Here is an 18,380-nt window from a genome sequence, read left to right as displayed (position 1 = left end):
ACCTCCTGCTATTTCTTAGCCTGCCCTGGCAGAAAAACGGTCACGAGCGTCCATTTCCCTTCTTCGCTATCCAGTGCAATATCGCCTTGATGGGCATCAACGATCTGTTTGGCAATGGAAAGCCCCAGTCCTACGCCACCTGTTTCGCGGCTGCGGGCTTTGTCAACACGGAAGAAACGATCAAAAACATGCTGCAAATCTTCCTTGGGAATCCCCATTCCGTAATCCTTGACTGAGATATATGGGCGGTCCCCTTGAAGCCCCACCCCAACCTCGATTTCATTCGAGCTGTATTTCATCGCATTGTCGAGTAAAACGACGAGCACTTGTTTTAGTTTTTGTTCATCGGCCATCACAGGAACCGATTCGTGGTTTGCGCCCAGTTGAAAGGACCTGCCATACGCATTGGTTAATTGCGAAATGGTCGTTTGGCACATCGGGATCAAGTCGATTTCTTTGACATCCAGATTCCATTCGGCGCTATTGTTGGCGAGAAGGAGCATTTGATTGGTCATATCCTTCATGCGCACGGCTTCCGAATAGATCGCTTCCACCGACTCTGCCAGAACCTCCGGCTTTTTCGTCCCCCAACGCTTCAATAGCTTCGCATAGCTTTCTACTACGGTCAGCGGCGTCTTCAATTCATGGGAAGCATCTGAGACGAACTGCTGCTGCTTCTCGAAGTTTTGCTGCAATAAATCCATCATTTTATTAAAGGTACTGCCTAACGCGTGCAATTCATCCTTGGATGTGTGCTCAAGCGGTATTTTCTTAAAAATACTGCGCGCTTGAATGTCTTCCATCGTTTGAATCATCGAGTTGACTGGTCGCAAAATCAGATTGCTCAACATGCGTCCAGCAAAAAATGCAGGAATCAGCACGAACAGCGAAGCAAATAACAGAACGTTTTGCAGCAGGTTCAAATTCTTTTGCAAGCCCGCAATACTTTCAATCACTTCTAGCGTGACAATTTTTCCATTCGTCCAAATAATCGGGACCTTGACGTACGCGTATTTCACACCTTTGACATCGAAGACACCGTCACTCGCCTTTCTTTCAAAGAGGGGCTTCGGGGCCGGGATTGGTTGCGTGCTGTCTACTTCCTGCGTGACGATGGCCCGTGACTGCTGATCGATAATCCGGATCATCCCGTACGATGGCAAATACGGCTGTAGCAGCGTAGCAGGGTCAAAATTTTCCACACCGGTCTGATTGAGTCCACTCTGGATATGCAGAACTTCTCGTTGCAGACGATCCAGCTCTCCGTCTGTTGTCACTTTGTAGAACACGAAGTAAATGAAGCTGTTGACCATGAGCAGCAGAAGCAAGAGCGCGACCGTGGAGAACAAATGAATTTTATTTTTGATTTTCATAATCTACCCCTTCAGCATATAACCAACGCCTCGTACTGTATGCAAAAGCGGGGTTTCATACCCTTGGTCCACCTTTTTACGCAAGTAACGGATATACACGTCAACGACATTTGTGTCTCCGAAATAATCAAATCCCCATACGTGTGTAAGAATCTGTTCACGATTCAGAACTTGGTTTTTATTCTGCATCAGATAAAGCAACAAATCGAATTCACGCGGTGTCAGCTCGATCTGACTGGAACCTCTTGTTACTTCCCTCGATTTTTCATCCAGGCTTAAATCTGCTACTTCTACTTTGCAGCTGGCTTCCACTTTTCTTGTCATTTGGGACAAGCGGAGGCAGGAACGGATGCGAGCCAGCAGCTCTTCGATTTCAAAAGGCTTCGTGATATAGTCGTTCGCGCCTTGATCGAGTCCATTTACCTTGTCCACGACAGCATTTCTTGCCGTCAACAAAATGACTGGCGTCGCGGAGTCCTTTACCCGAATCCGGCGAAGCACTTCTATCCCTGACAAGCCTGGCAGCAATACATCGAGCAAAATCAAGTTCCATCCGCCTCGATTGTATTGTTCCAGCGCCTCTAGCCCTGTTTTGGCGATCTCGCTTTCGTATCCTTCGTATTCCAGCTCTAATTGAATCACACGAGCAATTTTCTCTTCATCTTCCACAATTAATATTCGCTCCGACATGTAATCCTCCTAAACCTTGCATCCATTATCCAGATGAGTTTAGCAAATATTGGCTGTGGATCAAAGAGTAATCCGTACGAAAGATATAATTTTTTACTTATATCGTTAATCCCACCCACTGCCAGTACGCGTAATAAAAGACGACCATCAGGATCGCGTGGGCTACACCTGCATACAAGCTCAATCGCAGCAAATCCTTAGGCAAAAAGGTTTCCTTGCCGCTTTCCTGGAACATGAGCAATGCTTTGGAGCTGACAGGGAAGGTCAGGCAGTAGTTCATGCCGATCATTCCTAAGAACAACACGGTCACTTCATTCAAATCAAGGCTGCTCGCAAAGTAGAGAAGCGGCGGAACAAGAATGACGGCTCTCGTCGTGTGCGATGTAATGTACAGATGGGATGTCAGTGTCAGCAAAGTAATAACCACAATAATCAGAAGCGACGATTCGCCTTCCAGCTGCTCGGTGATCGCGAACAGCTTCTTCATGATCCACTCTGCCGCGCCGCTCTCCAACAACGACTTTCCGAGGGCAATGGCCGCCCCTACAAACAGAATCAGGTTCCACGAGACAGACTGTACGCCATCCTTCCACTTCATGACGCCCACATTGGGGAGTGTCAAAAGAAAGGCGCCGACAACTGTCGTGGTAGCAATCTCGATTCCGTGAAAACGCTCTGTCAGCCAGAAAATGACCATCGCCCCGATCACAGCAACCGTATATTTTTCGTTGCGGGACAAGGTAAGAGAAAGCTTTTTACTCGCGAGTGGGCGCTGCATCTCTTCTTTAGAGAGAAACAGAGCCAGAACAATCCGGCAAGTAACGATGCTGGCCACAACCCCGAACGGCAGTCCCCACAACAGCCACTCCGCGAAACTAATCCCTTCCCCATTGAACTCCTTCAGCATATCGAGTGCGATAAAATGGGAGCCCGCTCCAATCATGGTGGAGCTCGTCGATACTAAAATAATCGTCGGAATCAGGATCGCCATGGCTTTCGTAATTTGTTTGTTCCCGATTTCTGAGGTCAGCGAGTGGAAAACAGGCAGTAGCACCGCTGCGCGTCCAGAAGTAGACGGGATAAAGAATGCGAGAAATTGAACGACGACCGTCAAGAGCCAAAACAAGCTTTTGACATTCTTTGCCTTGCTCACGACCAGATCTGTGAGTTTTCCTGCCAAGCCTGTCACTTGGAGAGCGCCGCCGAGAATGAACGAGCCAATCATTAACCAAATGACATCGGAGGCGAGCGAGTCGAACAAAATTTCCTGGTCAGCCGTTCCTGTCACGACGAGGAGTAACACGGAGCCAATCGCTACATAGGCGGAGTTCATCGAGGTTGTCGTCCACAGGATCACAGCGACACAGAAGCCGAACAAGCTCCATTTGGCCTCAAATGTCAGGGAAGACGGCAGCATGAGCAGTAATTCAACGAACATAATCAGGACGATCGGAAGGACCCACGCAGGCCTTTCCTTTGCAATAGTCTGTGCAATCACGATACTTGCTCCTTCTCCATTAAACGATTTGCGAGCTGCAGGCCCACCATGATGGTTCTCATGGAGCTTTCCGAGCAATCGGTCAGCCATTTCTGCGCATGCATGAACGCTTCCTCCAACGTAGACGGCATTGGCAAAATACTCGTGTATGCATCAATACCGTATTCATAATTGAGTCGCGCGCCTTTGCCAACAGTCCCAACCAAAGCCACTACCGGCAGGGCATGCTTCTTCGCTCTCTTTGCCACTTCTACTGGAATTTTTCCTCGCGGTGTTTGAAAATCAATGCTTCCTTCTGCCGTAAACACAAGGTCTGTCTCTTGAAGCATCCGATCCAAATCAATGTATTTCATGATGATGTCGTAGCGTGGATAGAGATTCGCACCCGTCAGCGCATGCAGTCCGGCACCCAAGCCACCCGAGGCACCACTGCCCGGCATGTTTCTGACGTCGATACCGAAATCTCGCTCGATGATAGCCGCGAATTGTTCGAGTGCTGCTTCCAACTCAACGACTTGTTCAGGTGTCGCTCCCTTTTGCGGGCCAAACACGCGAGCGACCCCGTTTTCCCCACACAGCTTGTTAAACCAGTTGCAAGCCACATCGATTTGCACCTGCTTGAGTCTTTTGTCCATGCCGGAAACATCGATTTTCGTTACTTTTGCCAGCGAGATTCCGCCTTCAATACGGATTTCTTGACCGCTGTCATCCAAAAATTTCGCGCCAAGTGCTTGCGCCATGCCTGCACCGCCATCGGAAGTACCGGAATCGCCGCAGCCTAGCAAAATACGATCTGCCCCCATGTCCAGCGCCGCTTTGATCAATTCACCGACGCCATGTGTCGTCGTTTTGCGCGGATCACGCAAGCTTCTTGGAACCAGTCGCAGTCCGGCTGCTGCTGCCATCTCAATCACAGCTGTTTGACCTGTCGTCTTTGACCCGAATATCCCGAAATGGGAAGGAACCTTTTCTCCTACGGGACCTGTTACTTCCTTATCAATAATTGAGCCATTCGAAATTTTCACAATCGCTTTTGTAAAGCCTTCTCCTCCGTCTACCATCGGCAGTGTTTGTACTTGGGAGAGCGGGAGTACGCGCAGAATTCCTTCTTTCATGCACTCAGCTGCTTGCTCGGCATCTAAACTTTCCTTAAAGCCCGAAGGCACAACGAGTATACGCATAAAAAACAACATCCCTTCTCTTTATTTGAATTTGCTTTCGCATTTGTCTCACTTGAGTAAGACCCATACTAAGCTTCAAAAAAGAGAAGGGAATAATAGGAAGATGAGAAATTGATGAGAGAAAAGCAAGAAGATTACGATTCTAAGCGTTTCGTTTTCTGCGCAGCTGATAATAGGTCACAGCCAGGGCAAGCGCCAGTACCGTCCCCTTAATTATATCGTAAGCATAATACGGCAGATTGAGCATCGTCATGCCGTTGAGTAGCACCCCGATCAGGATGGCTCCCACAAATGTACCAAAAACGTTTGGCTTTCCTGCACCGAATACGGAGAAGCCTACGAAAGCAGCCGCTACTGCATCCATCAGCATGGAGCCGCCGCTACTCACCTGCCCGGTACCGATCCGTGCTGCCAAGAGCATCCCGCCCAAGCCTGCAAAAAGAGCGGAGAGCACATAAGCCAAGGTACGATAGCGATTCACAGGAATCCCCGACAGACGGGCCGCTTCCAAATTGCCGCCTGTCATGTACAGCATCCGCCCCTGCCTCGTATAGGTCAAGTACACATGCGTGATCGCCACAAGTAAAAAAGTCAGGATAACAGGAACCGGTACGGAGAGAATTTCTCCTTGGCCCAGCCATAGGAACCATTCCTGGAATTTTCCCGGAGCCTGTGAGCCGTCCTGCATTGGCATGTTTGCGTAGATCGAGTAGCCTTGGGAATACGTCATATGAATGCCGTTGACGATGTAGAGCATCGCCAGAGTAGCCAGCAAATCAGGAATGCGGATTTTCACAACCAGGAAGGCGTTGACCAGCCCGACGAGCAAGCTGAGTACAATCGGGACAACCAGTGTCGTGAAAACTCCTTGTTCGTACCAAACCATCATCGAAGCAGAAACGACTGTGGTCAACGAAACCGTCGATCCTACAGACAAGTCAAAGCCTCCGACGATCAGCGAGAACGTAACGCCAATCGCAACAAATGTCACAATCGAGATGGAGCGAAGAATGTCCGTCAAGTTGTCGTACGTGAAGAAATACGGGTTGGTCAAACTGAATAACAGCATGACAATGACAATAACTGCAACCGTACCGTATTTGTAAACAAAATCAAATAAACTAAACTTTTTATCTGCCACGTTACTCACCTCCGCTTGCGTAGTACATAATCAGCTCTTGTGTTGCTTCCTCGCGACTCAATTCCTTCACGATCCTGCCCTCGAACATGACGAGAATCCGGTCTGCGATCCCGATGACTTCCTGAAACTCACAGGAGAAATACAGGACACCCTTTTTCTGCTCAGCGAGATTTCCGATCAGGCGGTAAATGTCGCTTTTCGCGCCAATATCTACCCCTTTTGTCGGCTCGTCAAACATAAAGAGGTGAGCGTTTGTATCCAGCCATTTGCCGATTGCGACTTTTTGCTGGTTTCCGCCGCTGAGGAAACCGACCAGCTGCTTGATATCGGCTGTTTTCACACCAAGGCGCTGCACGAGCTCTCTTGCGTTAGCCGCTTCCGCTCCTCTTTTGATAAAACCGAACCAGGACTTCTTTTTCAACGAGGCGACAGACAGGTTGTTCTGCACAGACTCCTCTACGAAAATTCCTTCCTTGCGCCTTTCCTCCGGAACGAGCACGATTCCAGCATCGACGGCGTCTTTTGGCGAGCGCAGTTGGATACGTGTTCCATGCAATCGAACGGCTCCAGCCTTTGCCTCATCTGCACCGAAGAGCAATCGGGCAAGCTCGGTCTTCCCTGCCCCAACCAGACCGACGACGCCCACGATCTCTCCCTCGCGAACCTGCATGTCGACTCCGCGTACTTTGCCGCCAGCCACACCTGACACCTCAAAAATCGTTTCGCCAATCGGCACTTCCAGCTTCGGGAACTCCTCGTCGAAGCTTTTGCCCAGCATGTTCGCGATCACTTCGTCCATATTGGTCTTCGCCGTGTCTGTGGTCACGACATGCTGACCATCACGCATAATCGTGATCCGATCACAGATTTCAAAGATTTCCGGCAGGCGGTGGGAGATATAAATGATCCCGACCCCAGCTTTTTTCAACTGGGCAATGATTTGAAACAGCCGTCCGCTCTCCTTTGTGCTCAACGGCGCGGTTGGTTCATCGAAAATAACGTACTTGGCCTTTTGAACGGTAGCCCGTGCAATCAAAATCAATTGCTTTTCCGACAGCGTACATTCTTCGACGAGCATCCTCACGGGAATGGAGAAGCCGAATTTTTTTAAAATCTGCTCTGATTCGTTGTACAAGCTCTGCCAGTTGATCAGCCCCTTGGTTTTTGCTTGGACAAGCTGGTCGAGCAAAATATTTTCGGCAACGCTCAAATACGGGATCAAGGCGGTGTCCACTTCCTGATATACACATTGAATGCCCTGTGCTTTAGCGTCCTGCGGAGATTGAATCGACACGGACTGGCCATCGATGGTGATTGTACCGCTATCTGCCTGATACGCTCCCGTGAGAATTTTCATCAGGGTACTCTTCCCCGCGCCATTGGCTCCGAGCAGTGCATGAACCTCCCCTGCGCGCACCTCAAAATCAACGGATCGCAGGGCAGGAACCCCAGAAAACTGCTTCGCTATCCCTTTCATCTGCAATGTGGGCATCATTCACACCTCCTGTTTACCTGCGTGTTCCAACCTCTATAAGGAAAAATCCCGTTGACGATACAGATCAACGGGAAAAGCCAATTTGGTTCTTACTTGCCCCACTCTTGCACGTATTGGGACAGGTCGCCCATCGTTACTTTCTTATCCTTCGGCAGGTCTTCCTGTTTCACCAGCACTGGATTCAGCTTCACGTTGTCTGGCACTTGTTCGCCTTTGATTTTTTGGAACACGGTTTGCGCATGAATGCGTCCGATATTGGATGGGTCTACTGCTGCCGTCGCTGCCCACGGAGAGTTTTCCGCCTGAATCATTTGCAGATCCTCATCACTCAAATCGATGGAGTATACTTTGATTTCCGTACGCCCTGCCTGCTGGATGGCACGTGTAGCCCCTTTGGCAAATTCATCCCAAGCCGCCCATACTGCTGTGATGTCGCCTTTGTTCGGATACTTTTTCAAGATCGCTTCCATCTGCGTTTGTGTATCGAGTGCCGTATTGTTGGTGGCAGAACCAAATGCCGCAATTTCTTTCAAGTCCGGGTATTTCTTCTGGAAAGCTTCATACGTGACTTGGCGTTTTTCCATAGGAGCAAAGCCAGCTACCCAAATTTTGACGATGTTTCCTTTGCCGTTTGTATCCGCTGCCAGCTTCTCCAGGCTCAGCTCTGCCAACTTGTTGTCATCCTGCGCCACAACTGGCACACCAGGAATGTTGATGTCTGTATCAAACAGGACGACCGGGATTTTTTTATCCACGGCCTTTTGCGTGCCCTGCTGCAACGCTTCCGCCGTACCATGGTCGATCAGAATGCCATCAAACTTTTGGTTCACAGCCGCGTCGAGGTTGGACGCCATTTTTGCCAGATCGGTATCTGCGTTGAATACGGTCAACTCGCTGCCGTTTTTCTCCACCTCTGTCTTCACGCCATTGATGTATTGTGCAGAGAATGTTCCTACGTTTTGACGCATGATCAGTGCGATTCTCTTCGCCTTCTCTCCCGAAGCACCGCCGTTTGTGCTGCCAGTTCCCGTTGTCGCTCCGCTGCCGCACGCCGTCACAAGAATAGATGCTGCCAAAACAAGTGATGTAATCAGACCGAGTTTCTTTTTCATTGAGATGCTCCCCCTTTTTCTTTTTGAAAACAGATAACAAGATTAAATATTTTGTTTCCCTTCATTCACTTTCAAGAAGGAAACAAAAGCCTCGTAGAAGAAGCGTATTTCCAGTCCAAGCGCCTCTGGAGCCCACCCCAGCGTAGGAAGAAATGGCGGGGAATTTCAGCTTCAGTTATGAAATCCTTCCTCGAACCTTCTACGTTTGAAGCGCTCCCGCCATTTCTTCCGAAGCGGACAGTCTTCACTCACAGCGGGGCGGAGGCCGAAGCGTAGACTGGAAATGCGCTTCTTCCCCACGACAGCTACGCAAAAAATCCTCTTTCACAGAGAAAGAGGACAAAAATCGACAAGATTCTCGCCTCTTATCTGTCAGGTATTCTACCTGTTGGAGTTAGCACCTTGGCTCGAAAGAACGCATTCTCTCGTGCTAGGTTGCCGGGCTTCATAGGGCCATTCCCTCAGCCTTCTCTTGATAAGAGTAGTTTCTATTTTCAAAACGTTTGTATAAGTATATACAGAATATAATCTGGCAATTAACTATCTGTCAACTAGGTTTACCGAAAGAATTTTCTTGATAAATATTCCAGTTTCTTGTGTAACACCAAGAGGGATTTTGTTGTGTCTTGTCGAATTATCGTAGATTGATACAAGCCTAGCAAATATTTGCGATGGGGATGCTACATGAGTCTATTAAAAGAAGTCATTCTTCAATGGTTTTTCGCGATTATCCCGTTTGTGTTTTTCAACATTTATTACCGTGACAAAATGAGGAACTACAGCCGTTCCTTTATCGTCATCACCAGCTCAGCCTGCATGTTTCTCGCGATGACCTTCGCCCCGAGTGTCACGACTGGCATGTTTTTTGATATCCGACATGTCATCATTCTTTTCGGACTGGTTTATGGCGGAATCGAGATTGCCTTGCTCCTTCTGATAGAAGCCTTGGTTTATCGTTACTACCTGGGTGGAGAAGGAACATGGGTTGCCCTGCTGATCCTTACAGTCAATTTTGTCTTGTCACTCTTTTTGTATCGACACTACAAAGCCAGTTATCGGAAAACACTGTATCTTTTTATGACGAGTGCGATTTTTTCTACGGTTGCTTTAGGGACTACTTATTACTTTTTTCCCGCGTATGTAACTCAACACCTCGTTTACTACACCATGCTGATTCCTATTCAAAACTTTTTCGGCCTCTGGTTATTAATGTCGCTTTTCAGCAAATGCGTTTCGGATAAGGAGCTGTTTATCCGCCACGCGCAAAATGAAAAAATCCAAACGATGAGCCATGTTGCTGCATCGCTCGCACACGAGGTTCGCAATCCGCTGACAGCAGTCAAAGGCTTCTTGAAATTAATACAGGAATGTCCGGAAAATTTGGTAAAAGTCGAGCAATACATTCGCATCAGTCTCGATGAAATCCAACGGACAGAAGCCATTTTGACCGAGTACCTTGCGATTTCCAAGCCGCTCAAGGAACGGCATGAGATCATTAATGTTAGCGAGCATTTGCATGCCATCCGCGAGGTGATGCTCCCCTTTGCCAATATGCATAACGTGGAGCTTACGCTGCAAGATTTTGAGAGACCTGTGACGATCAAGGCCAATCCAGACGAGTTCAAGCAAGTATTGGTGAATTTCATCAAAAATGCCATCGAGGCGTGCGCGGATATTTCGGACGGAAAAGTCTCCCTGGACTTGCTCATCGAGCGAAACAAAGCCCTGTTGGTCATCAAGGATAACGGCGTCGGCATGGATGCAGGACAGATCAGCCGCCTCGGAACGATTTACTTTTCTACGAAAACAACTGGGACCGGCCTTGGATTGACGTATTCCTATCATGTCATTCATGCGATTGGCGGAACGGTCAATGTAACCAGCAAACCACGAGTAGGAACCAAGTTCACCATTATGCTTCCGTATAAGGCACAGTAGCTGCATGCAGGTTTTGCAGAGGGACTGTGTCTTTTTCCATTCGATCGCTAATGATGCAAACGACGGTCGGTTGCCCTTCCCCTCACGCTTTACTATGCAATTTCCGGGAGGCATTACGCAAAACAAAACACCAGGAGTCTCCCCCTGGTGTCTCTCTTTATTGGAATGGCAGCCATTCTCCCGTAATGGCATCCACATCCCCGTTGCTTTTCAGTATCTCCGCCGAATAGACCAAGACCGGTTGCTCTTGAATCCTATTGTTTTCAAGCGGGAATAGATAACGGGGACTGAGTGATTTATGTTGGAGATAAACCCGCGCCGCCTCTTCTGCTGAAATCACCTTGGACGCATCTGGGAAGGTCTCCTGCTCATGCGGGAATGTTAAATTCACCCCGATAATTTCTCCTGTCTGCCCGTCGATCGTGACCTTATAATACTGATCCGGCACCATTACGCCGTTTACTTCTCGGACAAAGTTCAATTCAACCTGTCTGCCCATCACATAAATTTGCTCCTGCATCCGAACAGTCTTCACCCGTGAATCCAGATACGGCTCCAAAAACAAGATCGCTCGCTCCTGCAATTCTGCAACGGCAAGTGTCGGATCACCTTCTCTCAGCTCAGGATAAGATATCTTGAACGCTGCTGCCCGATTGTTGACGGTAGTCAGCTGCATGAATCGCTCTCCTTTTTTGGCCTGGTATTCCCGTTCGTTGTCTCCCATCATATATTCAGGCACATTACTCCCGGTAAATGTGAAGCCCTCCACCTTCTGACCGAAGAACTCCATGGCGGCCGCAGCCTCTTTTTCCGATGCAACCATTGTCTTCTTGCCTCCGGGATTGACGGCAATACTGTCGCGAAACGACTCCCCGCGCCACAAGGTCGTTTTCACTTCCTTGCCAGTACGAGCGTCGAGATACCCGGAGAAGTTTTCCGTGTAGCGAAGAACGTAGTCCACATCCTCCTTCCCGACTCTCTGATACGTCAGTTGCATGACTTCCGCAAGTCCGCTCTCCGTTTTCTTCGGAGAAGGCCGCTCAGCAATTGAAGGAAACTGCCCGGTGTCCAAATTCATTCCCGTTGAATCCCCTGAATTGACATAGCGAATATGCCCGGCATCGCTCATGCCGATCCCATAGTTATCTCCCTCTACCTGCACGTCATTCACGTAGCGTTGCAATCGGACGGCTTCATGCGAAACGGTATCTGCTCCCTCTTGCCCATCTACTTGTTCGATCCGATACTGTTCCAGATTTTTGCCCAGAAACGGTTCCATAAATGCCTTCGCCTGTCGCTCTATTCTCTCCTTGGAAGGCACTCCTTCGACTTTCTCTTGCCCTGGAATCTTTTCCAGGTCGAACCCGAGCAAGAGTCCGCTTTTGGCGTCCAATTTCGCTCTGGCATATAGCGACACTTCTGTTCGATCTTTGTTGCTGAACGTGCGAAAATCTATGTTGTACACCTCGCGAGGAGCTTTGGTTACGTAGACCCTCTTTTCCGCTTCCCGAAAAGGAGGATATTTCTCGTACAGCTTTTCCAACGTTCTAATCGCCGCTTGGCTTAGCTCGCTTTCTGTTATTTCTGCCGATGAGAAGGAGCGGGGTACCAGATGCGCTTGTGATTCAAACCGAGATTGCTTGAATATCTCCGGGGTTACCCCCATCATCCATACTGCTGCTGCCACCGTCGCAGCGGAAACTGTCCATGTCGCCAGCTTGAGGACGATTCTTTTCGGACGATTCGTTTTGGTGCGTGCCCGTTGCACCAGCTTTGCTTCCAGCGCTTCTACGAATTCGCTTCTTGGTTCCGCATCCTTTGACCGAGGAAGAGCCGCGAAGAATTGCTCGTCATTTGGAGTATTCATTGGCCAACCCTCCTATCCAATCGACATGCAAAACTTTTTTGAGTTCTTTTGTGGCCCGATGAAAATCTACGCGGACCTTGGCTTCGCTTGTCCCGAGGATTTCTGCCGTTTCCCGAATACTGTAGGCCTTGATGCCACGCAAAATCAGTACATTCCGATGATGCGGCTTCATTTTCTGCATCGCCTGCTCAATTTCCAGCTGTTCTTCCTTGGAAGCCAGCTCCGCTTCCGGCCTTCCCAGAAGAGAAGGCAGCCCTTTTAACAAATCCATGCCAAAAAGCGTTTGCACCCGCCTCTTCCGGTAATCATCGATGGCGACATGCTTGGCAATATGCAAAATCCATGTCTTCACACTGGAACGCTCTTCATATCTGGCTAAAGCGTCCAAGACCCGGATAAACACTTCCTGTGTCAAATCCTCCGCATGCTCACGCTTCCCCGTAAAGTAGTAGAGATATTGATAGACATCACGGTAATGCTCGCGATAGATCGCTTTAATCCGCGCTTCGTAATCGACTGTGTCCTGCACTGGATTTCCTCTCCCTGCTCCCTACTTGATAAATTGACCTGTAACCGCGTCAACCTTTCCGTTTCTTTCTTTCGGCTCATAAACAAGGACAGGTGTTCCCTGGTACCGTCCGTTAAGGGAAGGAAACACGTAGCGCAGTGTAAGCGGATTAGCTTTCAACAATGCTTGTACGGCTTGCTCGGGCCCTACGACATTTGAGACATCATCATAGGATAATTTACCAGTAATTACTGGTAAACTGGCGGATACAATGTCTCCCGTATGCATGTCAACTTTTACTGAATAGCCCTGTCCCTCAACCATAATCCCTTGGTGTACAGGGGAAAATAGAAACGTTTGCTTGCCTGCTTCTCTGTTATTCATTTGTGGTACCAGCTCCATTTGTGGCACCAGCTCCGTTACCTCTGCGTCTACAAACGGTTGCAGAAACACCACTGCTTTTTCCTCGGCAGCTGCCTCTGTAATCACTTTCTGCTTTGGTGGGTTTTCAACTACATGGAAGTACGTAATCTGATCATTTACTGTCCTCACTGAGAACTTTTTGTTTCCAACCACGGCATCATACTCCTTTTCCCCTTCGAGAACTGGCGCACCTTTGGTTATTTTAAACTCAATTCCTTCAGGCAATGGAATAAAAGTGGAGAGTGCGGTGGCTATCTCCTCATTTGTTTTGGCGAAGACCCGCTGGTTGCCAGGCGTTATCGGGATTGGTTTCCCGTACTTATTTTTCTTGGTCCATCCGGACTCTACCTCGGCTCCTGATCGTGCATCCAGATATCCGGAAAAATTCAGGCTGTAGACTGGGCGGAAGCCAGCGCTTATGTCTCTTGCTTTTTGCTCATAGCGAAGGTGGAGCATGTCTTCTAATTGTTTGCCGAATTCGTCTGGATTCTTAACCCCTGACGGAGCGGCGAATTTACTTGCGTCCATCTGCAATCCTGTTGTGTTTCCTGCGTTTATATAGTCTAGCTCGCCTACACCATTGATCGCTACTACGTAAAGATCGTCTTTTACCGGAATCTGATTCACAACCCGAACGAAACGCACATTTGCCACGGCCTCTGCACCCTCACCATCAACTGTTACCTCGTCTATTTGGTATTGCTTGATGGCGTCACCGATGAAATCCTTCAGAATACTCGGCGCTTTTTCTTTTCCCATCGCTTCCGTAGGAGGTGCAGTCGGTTTCTTTTTGGGAATGTCGTGTGCAGAGAAGAATAACAGCATACCGTTGTTTGCATCGATTTTGGCATCCGCATACAGGGATACTTCCGTCCGCTCCTTGTTGCTGAAGATGCGGAATTGGATGTGGAAGACATCTCGCTCCTGATTGTTACGCGAAATGGTTTTTTCCGCATTTTTTAATTCCGGGTAGTGTTTGTTCAGCCTGTCTACGGTTTTTTGGGCTAATTTGCTCAATTGGGGTTGTGTCGATTTGACTGCCGCGGCTTGTACAGTTACTTGTGGTTGCGCAACCCACAATGGGCTTGAGAAGAGCAAAACAGCAGCTCCTACTGTGATCATCAGCTTTTTGGTTGCGTATGGTTTCATTTTGAATTTCCTCCTGGCTTCCTCTTTTTTTACGTTCATAGCCCAATAGTCGGAAGCAAAAGGGAAATGTTACAAGGAAATCAAAATAAAAAAAGGCCAGTCAAGCCTTTGACAGGCCGCCTAGCCGTTGCGAGGTTTTGTGAGCGACATCCTTTACCCGTTCAATCAAATACTGGAGCCGTTCCTCCTTCAAATCATACGTAACAATTCCAATGCTTAACGCCCCGATTACCTTTTGGGTGTAATCAATCACCGGTGCTGCGACGGACGCCGTATTTTCCGTCCGTTCCGCAAAGCTGACCGCATGACCAGCTGCTCTGATCTCCTGGAGCTTCTCCATAAAAGCAGGCGCCTGCTCTTCACCCACGAGCTGGACTACCGTTTGTCTGGCTTCTTCCACAGGCATGTGTGCAAGCACGACTTTATTGGCCGCACCGATATGCATCGGAATCCGCAAGCCCAACTGGTCGTATATGCGAATATTGTGCTGACTGTCTACGCGATCGACGACAATGGATTCGAGTCCGCTAGGCTGACTGAAATAAACACTTTCGTTCACTTCTCTGGCGAGCTCCTCGATCATCGGCTTGATTACTTTGCGATAATCGATCCGATCGAGCACCCGCAAGCCGAACTCCATCCATTTAATCCCCAACGTATATTGCTTGGTCGCAGCATCCTGCTCTACCAGTCCATGCTTCATCAACGTGTACAACAGTCGATAAATGGTGCTGACCGGAAGCTGGCATTCCTTCGCTAAATCATTGATCGTCCACCATTTTCTATGCTCGTCCGACGAAAGTGCCGTTGCAATCGCCATCGCTCGATCAAACGATTGGATCACGGTCATCCCCCCTTTTCTCTCTATCTTCTCATATGAAACTATGTTAAACCATTTGCTCCAATTTTGTGAATCGCAAAAAAACTCCAGGTACGAATCACAGATTGACAGTCAGAAATCAGAATGTGTAAACTAATGAAGAACATTTCGAAATATGAATAATATTCTGTAATGTGGAAAAAGGGAGGCAACTATGTTCCAAGGCAGCCAATCCATGGTCAAAAAGATGAAAACCGTCATCATCAAGCATCCCCATCAAGCATTTATCAGTCAAGAACATCTCGATCAATCGTGGAAAACCTTCAACTATACAGACCGCCCTGACTGGGACACGGCTCTTCATGAGTACGCCAAATTCGAAGCGATCCTGCGCGAGCATGTGGAAAATGTCTTGCATTTGCCACAATCCGATAAGACCGGATTGGATTCCATTTACGCCCACGACCCGGTGAAATTCACTTCCAAAGGGGCGATCATTCTCAAATCTGGCAAGGAGCTCCGTCAGGGAGAAGCAGAAGTATACAAAGCCTTTTTAGAAGAAAACAATATTCCGATCCTGGGACAGCTCACAGGCGATGCCTTGTCAGATGGCGGCGATCTCGTGTGGCTGGATGAAAAAACGCTCGCGATCGGCCTTGGCTTCCGTACGAACGAAGCGGCTATCGCTCAAATTACGGAAATGGTCAAGGATTTTACGGATGAAATCATCGTCGTCCAGCTTCCGTATGATCGCGGTCCTTCGGAATGTCTGCATCTAATGTCGATTATCAGCATGGTCGATCATAATTTGGCAGTCGTCTACTCCAAGCTGATGCCTGTATTTTTCCGCCAACTGCTCATCGACAGAGGCATTCAGTTAATTGAGGTACCGGATCATGAGTACGATAATCTTGGCAGCAATGTTCTCGCCCTCGCGCCGCGTGTGTGCATGGTCGTGGCAGGCAACCCGATTACCAAGCAGCGCCTCCTCGACGCAGGTGCGACTGTGTACGAGTATGAGGGCGAGGAGATTTCTTACAAGGGAACAGGTGGGCCTACTTGCCTGACAAGCCCGGTGGAGAGAGTGTAACAAGTCGAAAAAGCACAGAAAAGACCACATTCCGTGGTCTTTTCGTTATTTCAGCACCGTTATTTGGTAATAGGTATCACGCCATCCAAAGGGAATCTTTCAAACTCCAGTCCGCTCATCTCTACCTTGTATATTTCCTGTTTGGGTACCTCGAAAGTAAGTGAAACGGTCTCCAGGTTCTCTGCGATAATAAAATCCTTGTAATACTGACCTTCTACACGCAGATTAATCTTCTCTGGTCCTTCGTTCGGGATGACGATGAAAAGCTTGCCTTTGTCGTAATACACCTTTTCGATGTTCAGCTTATTCTTTTTGCCAAATGAAATGCTTTGCGGGTACTTGGCATTCCGATCCAGCACGATGTTTTCTTTAATGGACTTATTCGCAGATACCTCGTCGAATCGAAGCTCGAGTTTTTCCGGTACGTCGTCAAAGAAGAGAGATGGGGAAAACTGCATGGTATACTTGTCGCTGCCTTGAACCCGGGTAGCATCGCCACCTCGAACCCGTTCCAGATTCTCATTGATTCGGTCATCTATTGCCGGATATTCCTTTCCCTTCCCATCTACCAGCTTCACATTCTCCAAGCGATACAGCTCGAATCCATCCTGCAAAGTAGCTTCCAGCTCCGCTTCCATCACAGTCGGAGAAGCTACTATCTGGTTTACTTTAAGCCTCGTCAACAGGCTGTCTGTTTCTAGCACAGCCTCTACTTCTGTGTCCGGTTCGATTACTTTTTCTGCTGCAGCGACGGACCTTGGTAGGGGCAGCAACAGCTCGGCTACCACTTCATCAGCTTCTTTCTTGCGCATATCTACAATTTGCACAGGCAGAACGGGCTTCGTCTGATTCATGATCTCTCGCATTTTTTTCTCGTCAATTCGGTAATTCGATTTGATGATAAGATAATGCACACCATCGATCAATTGAAAATCCTTACTTGTACCGCCAATTTCTCTCAGCTCCCCCAAATCTACACCAAGTCTCCCATAAAGCATATCGCTTCTTTTCGATTCGTCCGGAATCCGCGCAATCTCCTCCATTTTTTCACCGGAGATTAACAGCGTAAACGTAATCCGTCTGTGATCCACCATGGCATCCCTGATCTGATAAACAAAACCATCCTTCTCCAATTTCACCTCTGGCAGAATCGGATAACCGTTCTTCAAAGCATGCGTGAAACCTTCATCTGGCGTGATCCATTCAAATACTTCCTGGCCTCGCTCTGCACCAGTCAGTCCCCACAAGCTTCCATCAAAGGGCTGAGCAATCTGGAAGAAAAGGGTAGCAGCAACTGCCACTCCGGCTGCCCAAGAAGTTACTTGCCAGCGACGGCGACGCTTCTCACGCTGAATTTTTGTGAGTACTTCCTGCTCGAATTTTTCCAAATGAAACGGATATTTCTCACGAACGGATTGCTTTGCTGATTGACTCCATTCCCGCCACATGCGATCATCGCTCATCCTTTTACCTCCTTAGACATGGTCTTCTTCAATTGCTTTCTGGCTCGATGCAAACGCGTACGGACGACCTCCTGCGAAACCGAGAGAATCTCCGCTACTTCCGCAATCGACAGGTCTTCGTAATAGTGCAAGAGGATAACCTGCCTGTATTTCGGTGCAAGCGATTGAATGTATGTGACGATCTCTTCCCGCTTCACCCGGTTCAATATCTCTTCCTCTACCTGATTGTTTGCCTGCCGATCCATCAGGTCGCCCAGATGATCATCCATCGTCGGAAAAATGTTGCGGAACGACCAAGACCGAAAATGCTTTTTGCTTTCATTCATCGCGATCTTGTAGAGCCAATGCTTGATCTGTCCGTCCCCCCGGAACTGATCGAGATGCCGATATGCTTTGATAAACACGTTTTGGGTAATATCGTCCGCCAAGGCATGATTCTTTACCGTGAGACTCACCAGATGAAAAATCTTCTCCCCGTATTGCTGCATTAGCCATTTCAGTCTGGCTTCCCGTGTAACCTCCAGACTCGCTGGCATTGTTTCAACTTCGTTCAACCCGTTCACCTCATCCGTTGATTGCTTGCTATTAGGTATGATCCGTCTCACGGCAAAAAGGTGACAGAAAAAGCAAAA

General features: G+C 48.5%; 15 protein-coding genes and 1 riboswitch. Of the genes, 2 read left to right on the top strand and 13 right to left on the bottom strand.

Features of this window, described 5'->3' with window-relative positions; genetic code table 11:
- Positions 1-8: 8 nt before the first annotated feature.
- The 7 genes from EL268_RS03455 to EL268_RS03425 form a co-directional block, all read right to left on the bottom strand.
- Positions 9-1,373 carry a HAMP domain-containing sensor histidine kinase gene (locus EL268_RS03455; protein ID WP_106657176.1) on the bottom strand — a complete coding sequence of 455 codons (1,365 nt, stop codon included), beginning with the start codon at positions 1,371-1,373 and terminating at the stop codon, positions 9-11.
- A gap of 3 nt (positions 1,374-1,376) precedes the next feature.
- A complete protein-coding gene (locus tag EL268_RS03450) occupies positions 1,377-2,063 on the bottom strand; it encodes a response regulator transcription factor (protein WP_106657175.1) in 687 nt (228 codons plus the stop codon).
- A 97-nt stretch (positions 2,064-2,160) separates the two neighbouring features.
- Entirely contained in the window at positions 2,161-3,501 is a 1,341-nt protein-coding gene (locus EL268_RS03445; protein ID WP_307724123.1) for an SLC13 family permease, read from the bottom strand.
- 56 nt (positions 3,502-3,557) lie between these two features.
- On the bottom strand, positions 3,558-4,742 hold the full coding sequence (locus EL268_RS03440) for a glycerate kinase family protein (protein ID WP_106657208.1): 1,185 nt from the start codon (positions 4,740-4,742) through the stop codon (positions 3,558-3,560).
- 142 nt (positions 4,743-4,884) lie between these two features.
- Positions 4,885-5,883 (bottom strand): ABC transporter permease, encoded by a 999-nt coding sequence (locus EL268_RS03435; protein ID WP_016741326.1) that lies wholly within the window; start codon positions 5,881-5,883, stop codon positions 4,885-4,887.
- A 1-nt stretch (position 5,884) separates the two neighbouring features.
- On the bottom strand, positions 5,885-7,375 hold the full coding sequence (locus EL268_RS03430) for a sugar ABC transporter ATP-binding protein (protein WP_106657173.1): 1,491 nt from the start codon (positions 7,373-7,375) through the stop codon (positions 5,885-5,887).
- Positions 7,376-7,467: 92 nt separating this feature from the next.
- A complete protein-coding gene (locus tag EL268_RS03425; RefSeq protein ID WP_106657172.1) occupies positions 7,468-8,490 on the bottom strand; it encodes a sugar ABC transporter substrate-binding protein in 1,023 nt (340 codons plus the stop codon).
- 362 nt (positions 8,491-8,852) lie between these two features.
- Positions 8,853-8,972: riboswitch (SAM riboswitch) on the bottom strand.
- Between the two features lie 202 nt (positions 8,973-9,174).
- Here EL268_RS03425 and EL268_RS03415 point away from each other — a divergent pair.
- Positions 9,175-10,428 (top strand): ATP-binding protein, encoded by a 1,254-nt coding sequence (locus tag EL268_RS03415; RefSeq protein ID WP_174769414.1) that lies wholly within the window; start codon positions 9,175-9,177, stop codon positions 10,426-10,428.
- 157 nt (positions 10,429-10,585) lie between these two features.
- On the opposite strand, the gene EL268_RS03410 is transcribed toward EL268_RS03415, so the two are convergent.
- The 4 genes from EL268_RS03410 to EL268_RS03395 form a co-directional block, all read right to left on the bottom strand.
- Entirely contained in the window at positions 10,586-12,295 is a 1,710-nt protein-coding gene (locus tag EL268_RS03410; RefSeq protein ID WP_106657170.1) for a hypothetical protein, read from the bottom strand.
- Complete coding sequence (locus EL268_RS03405; RefSeq protein ID WP_047069596.1) at positions 12,279-12,824, bottom strand: RNA polymerase sigma factor; 546 nt, start codon at positions 12,822-12,824, stop codon at positions 12,279-12,281. The genes EL268_RS03410 and EL268_RS03405 overlap by 17 nt, the downstream gene beginning before the upstream one ends.
- A gap of 21 nt (positions 12,825-12,845) precedes the next feature.
- Entirely contained in the window at positions 12,846-14,375 is a 1,530-nt protein-coding gene (locus EL268_RS03400) for a hypothetical protein (protein ID WP_106657169.1), read from the bottom strand.
- Between the two features lie 100 nt (positions 14,376-14,475).
- A complete protein-coding gene (locus tag EL268_RS03395; protein ID WP_106657168.1) occupies positions 14,476-15,219 on the bottom strand; it encodes an IclR family transcriptional regulator in 744 nt (247 codons plus the stop codon).
- Between the two features lie 190 nt (positions 15,220-15,409).
- On the opposite strand from EL268_RS03395, the gene EL268_RS03390 reads away from it, so the two are divergent.
- Complete coding sequence (locus tag EL268_RS03390; protein WP_106657167.1) at positions 15,410-16,285, top strand: dimethylarginine dimethylaminohydrolase family protein; 876 nt, start codon at positions 15,410-15,412, stop codon at positions 16,283-16,285.
- A 59-nt stretch (positions 16,286-16,344) separates the two neighbouring features.
- Here the strand turns inward: EL268_RS03390 and EL268_RS03385 are convergent, their stop codons facing one another.
- Positions 16,345-17,748 carry a hypothetical protein gene (locus EL268_RS03385; RefSeq protein ID WP_106657166.1) on the bottom strand — a complete coding sequence of 468 codons (1,404 nt, stop codon included), beginning with the start codon at positions 17,746-17,748 and terminating at the stop codon, positions 16,345-16,347.
- Positions 17,745-18,302 (bottom strand): sigma-70 family RNA polymerase sigma factor, encoded by a 558-nt coding sequence (locus tag EL268_RS03380; RefSeq protein ID WP_106657207.1) that lies wholly within the window; start codon positions 18,300-18,302, stop codon positions 17,745-17,747. Before EL268_RS03380 ends, EL268_RS03385 begins: the two co-directional genes overlap by 4 nt.
- Positions 18,303-18,380 lie beyond the last annotated feature (78 nt).

The organism is Brevibacillus brevis, from assembly GCF_900637055.1.
Classification (GTDB): Bacteria; Bacillota; Bacilli; order Brevibacillales; family Brevibacillaceae; genus Brevibacillus; species Brevibacillus brevis.
The sequence above is the reverse complement of the archived record's forward strand: the minus strand, read 5'-3'. Positions and strand labels throughout refer to the sequence as shown.

Excerpts from the sequence above, each read along its gene's own strand:
- EL268_RS03455 (WP_106657176.1), bottom strand. The coding sequence starts at position 1,373 with ATGAAAATCAAAAATAAAATTCATTTGTTCTCCACGGTCGCGCTCTTG.
- EL268_RS03450 (WP_106657175.1), bottom strand. The coding sequence starts at position 2,063 with ATGTCGGAGCGAATATTAATTGTGGAAGATGAAGAGAAAATTGCTCGT.
- EL268_RS03445 (WP_307724123.1), bottom strand. The coding sequence starts at position 3,501 with ATGTTCGTTGAATTACTGCTCATGCTGCCGTCTTCCCTGACATTTGAG.
- EL268_RS03440 (WP_106657208.1), bottom strand. The coding sequence starts at position 4,742 with ATGCGTATACTCGTTGTGCCTTCGGGCTTTAAGGAAAGTTTAGATGCC.
- EL268_RS03430 (WP_106657173.1), bottom strand. The coding sequence starts at position 7,375 with ATGCCCACATTGCAGATGAAAGGGATAGCGAAGCAGTTTTCTGGGGTT.
- EL268_RS03425 (WP_106657172.1), bottom strand. The coding sequence starts at position 8,490 with ATGAAAAAGAAACTCGGTCTGATTACATCACTTGTTTTGGCAGCATCT.
- EL268_RS03415 (WP_174769414.1), top strand. The coding sequence starts at position 9,175 with ATGAGTCTATTAAAAGAAGTCATTCTTCAATGGTTTTTCGCGATTATC.
- EL268_RS03410 (WP_106657170.1), bottom strand. The coding sequence starts at position 12,295 with ATGAATACTCCAAATGACGAGCAATTCTTCGCGGCTCTTCCTCGGTCA.
- EL268_RS03400 (WP_106657169.1), bottom strand. The coding sequence starts at position 14,375 with ATGAAACCATACGCAACCAAAAAGCTGATGATCACAGTAGGAGCTGCT.
- EL268_RS03390 (WP_106657167.1), top strand. The coding sequence starts at position 15,410 with ATGTTCCAAGGCAGCCAATCCATGGTCAAAAAGATGAAAACCGTCATC.
- EL268_RS03385 (WP_106657166.1), bottom strand. The coding sequence starts at position 17,748 with ATGAGCGATGATCGCATGTGGCGGGAATGGAGTCAATCAGCAAAGCAA.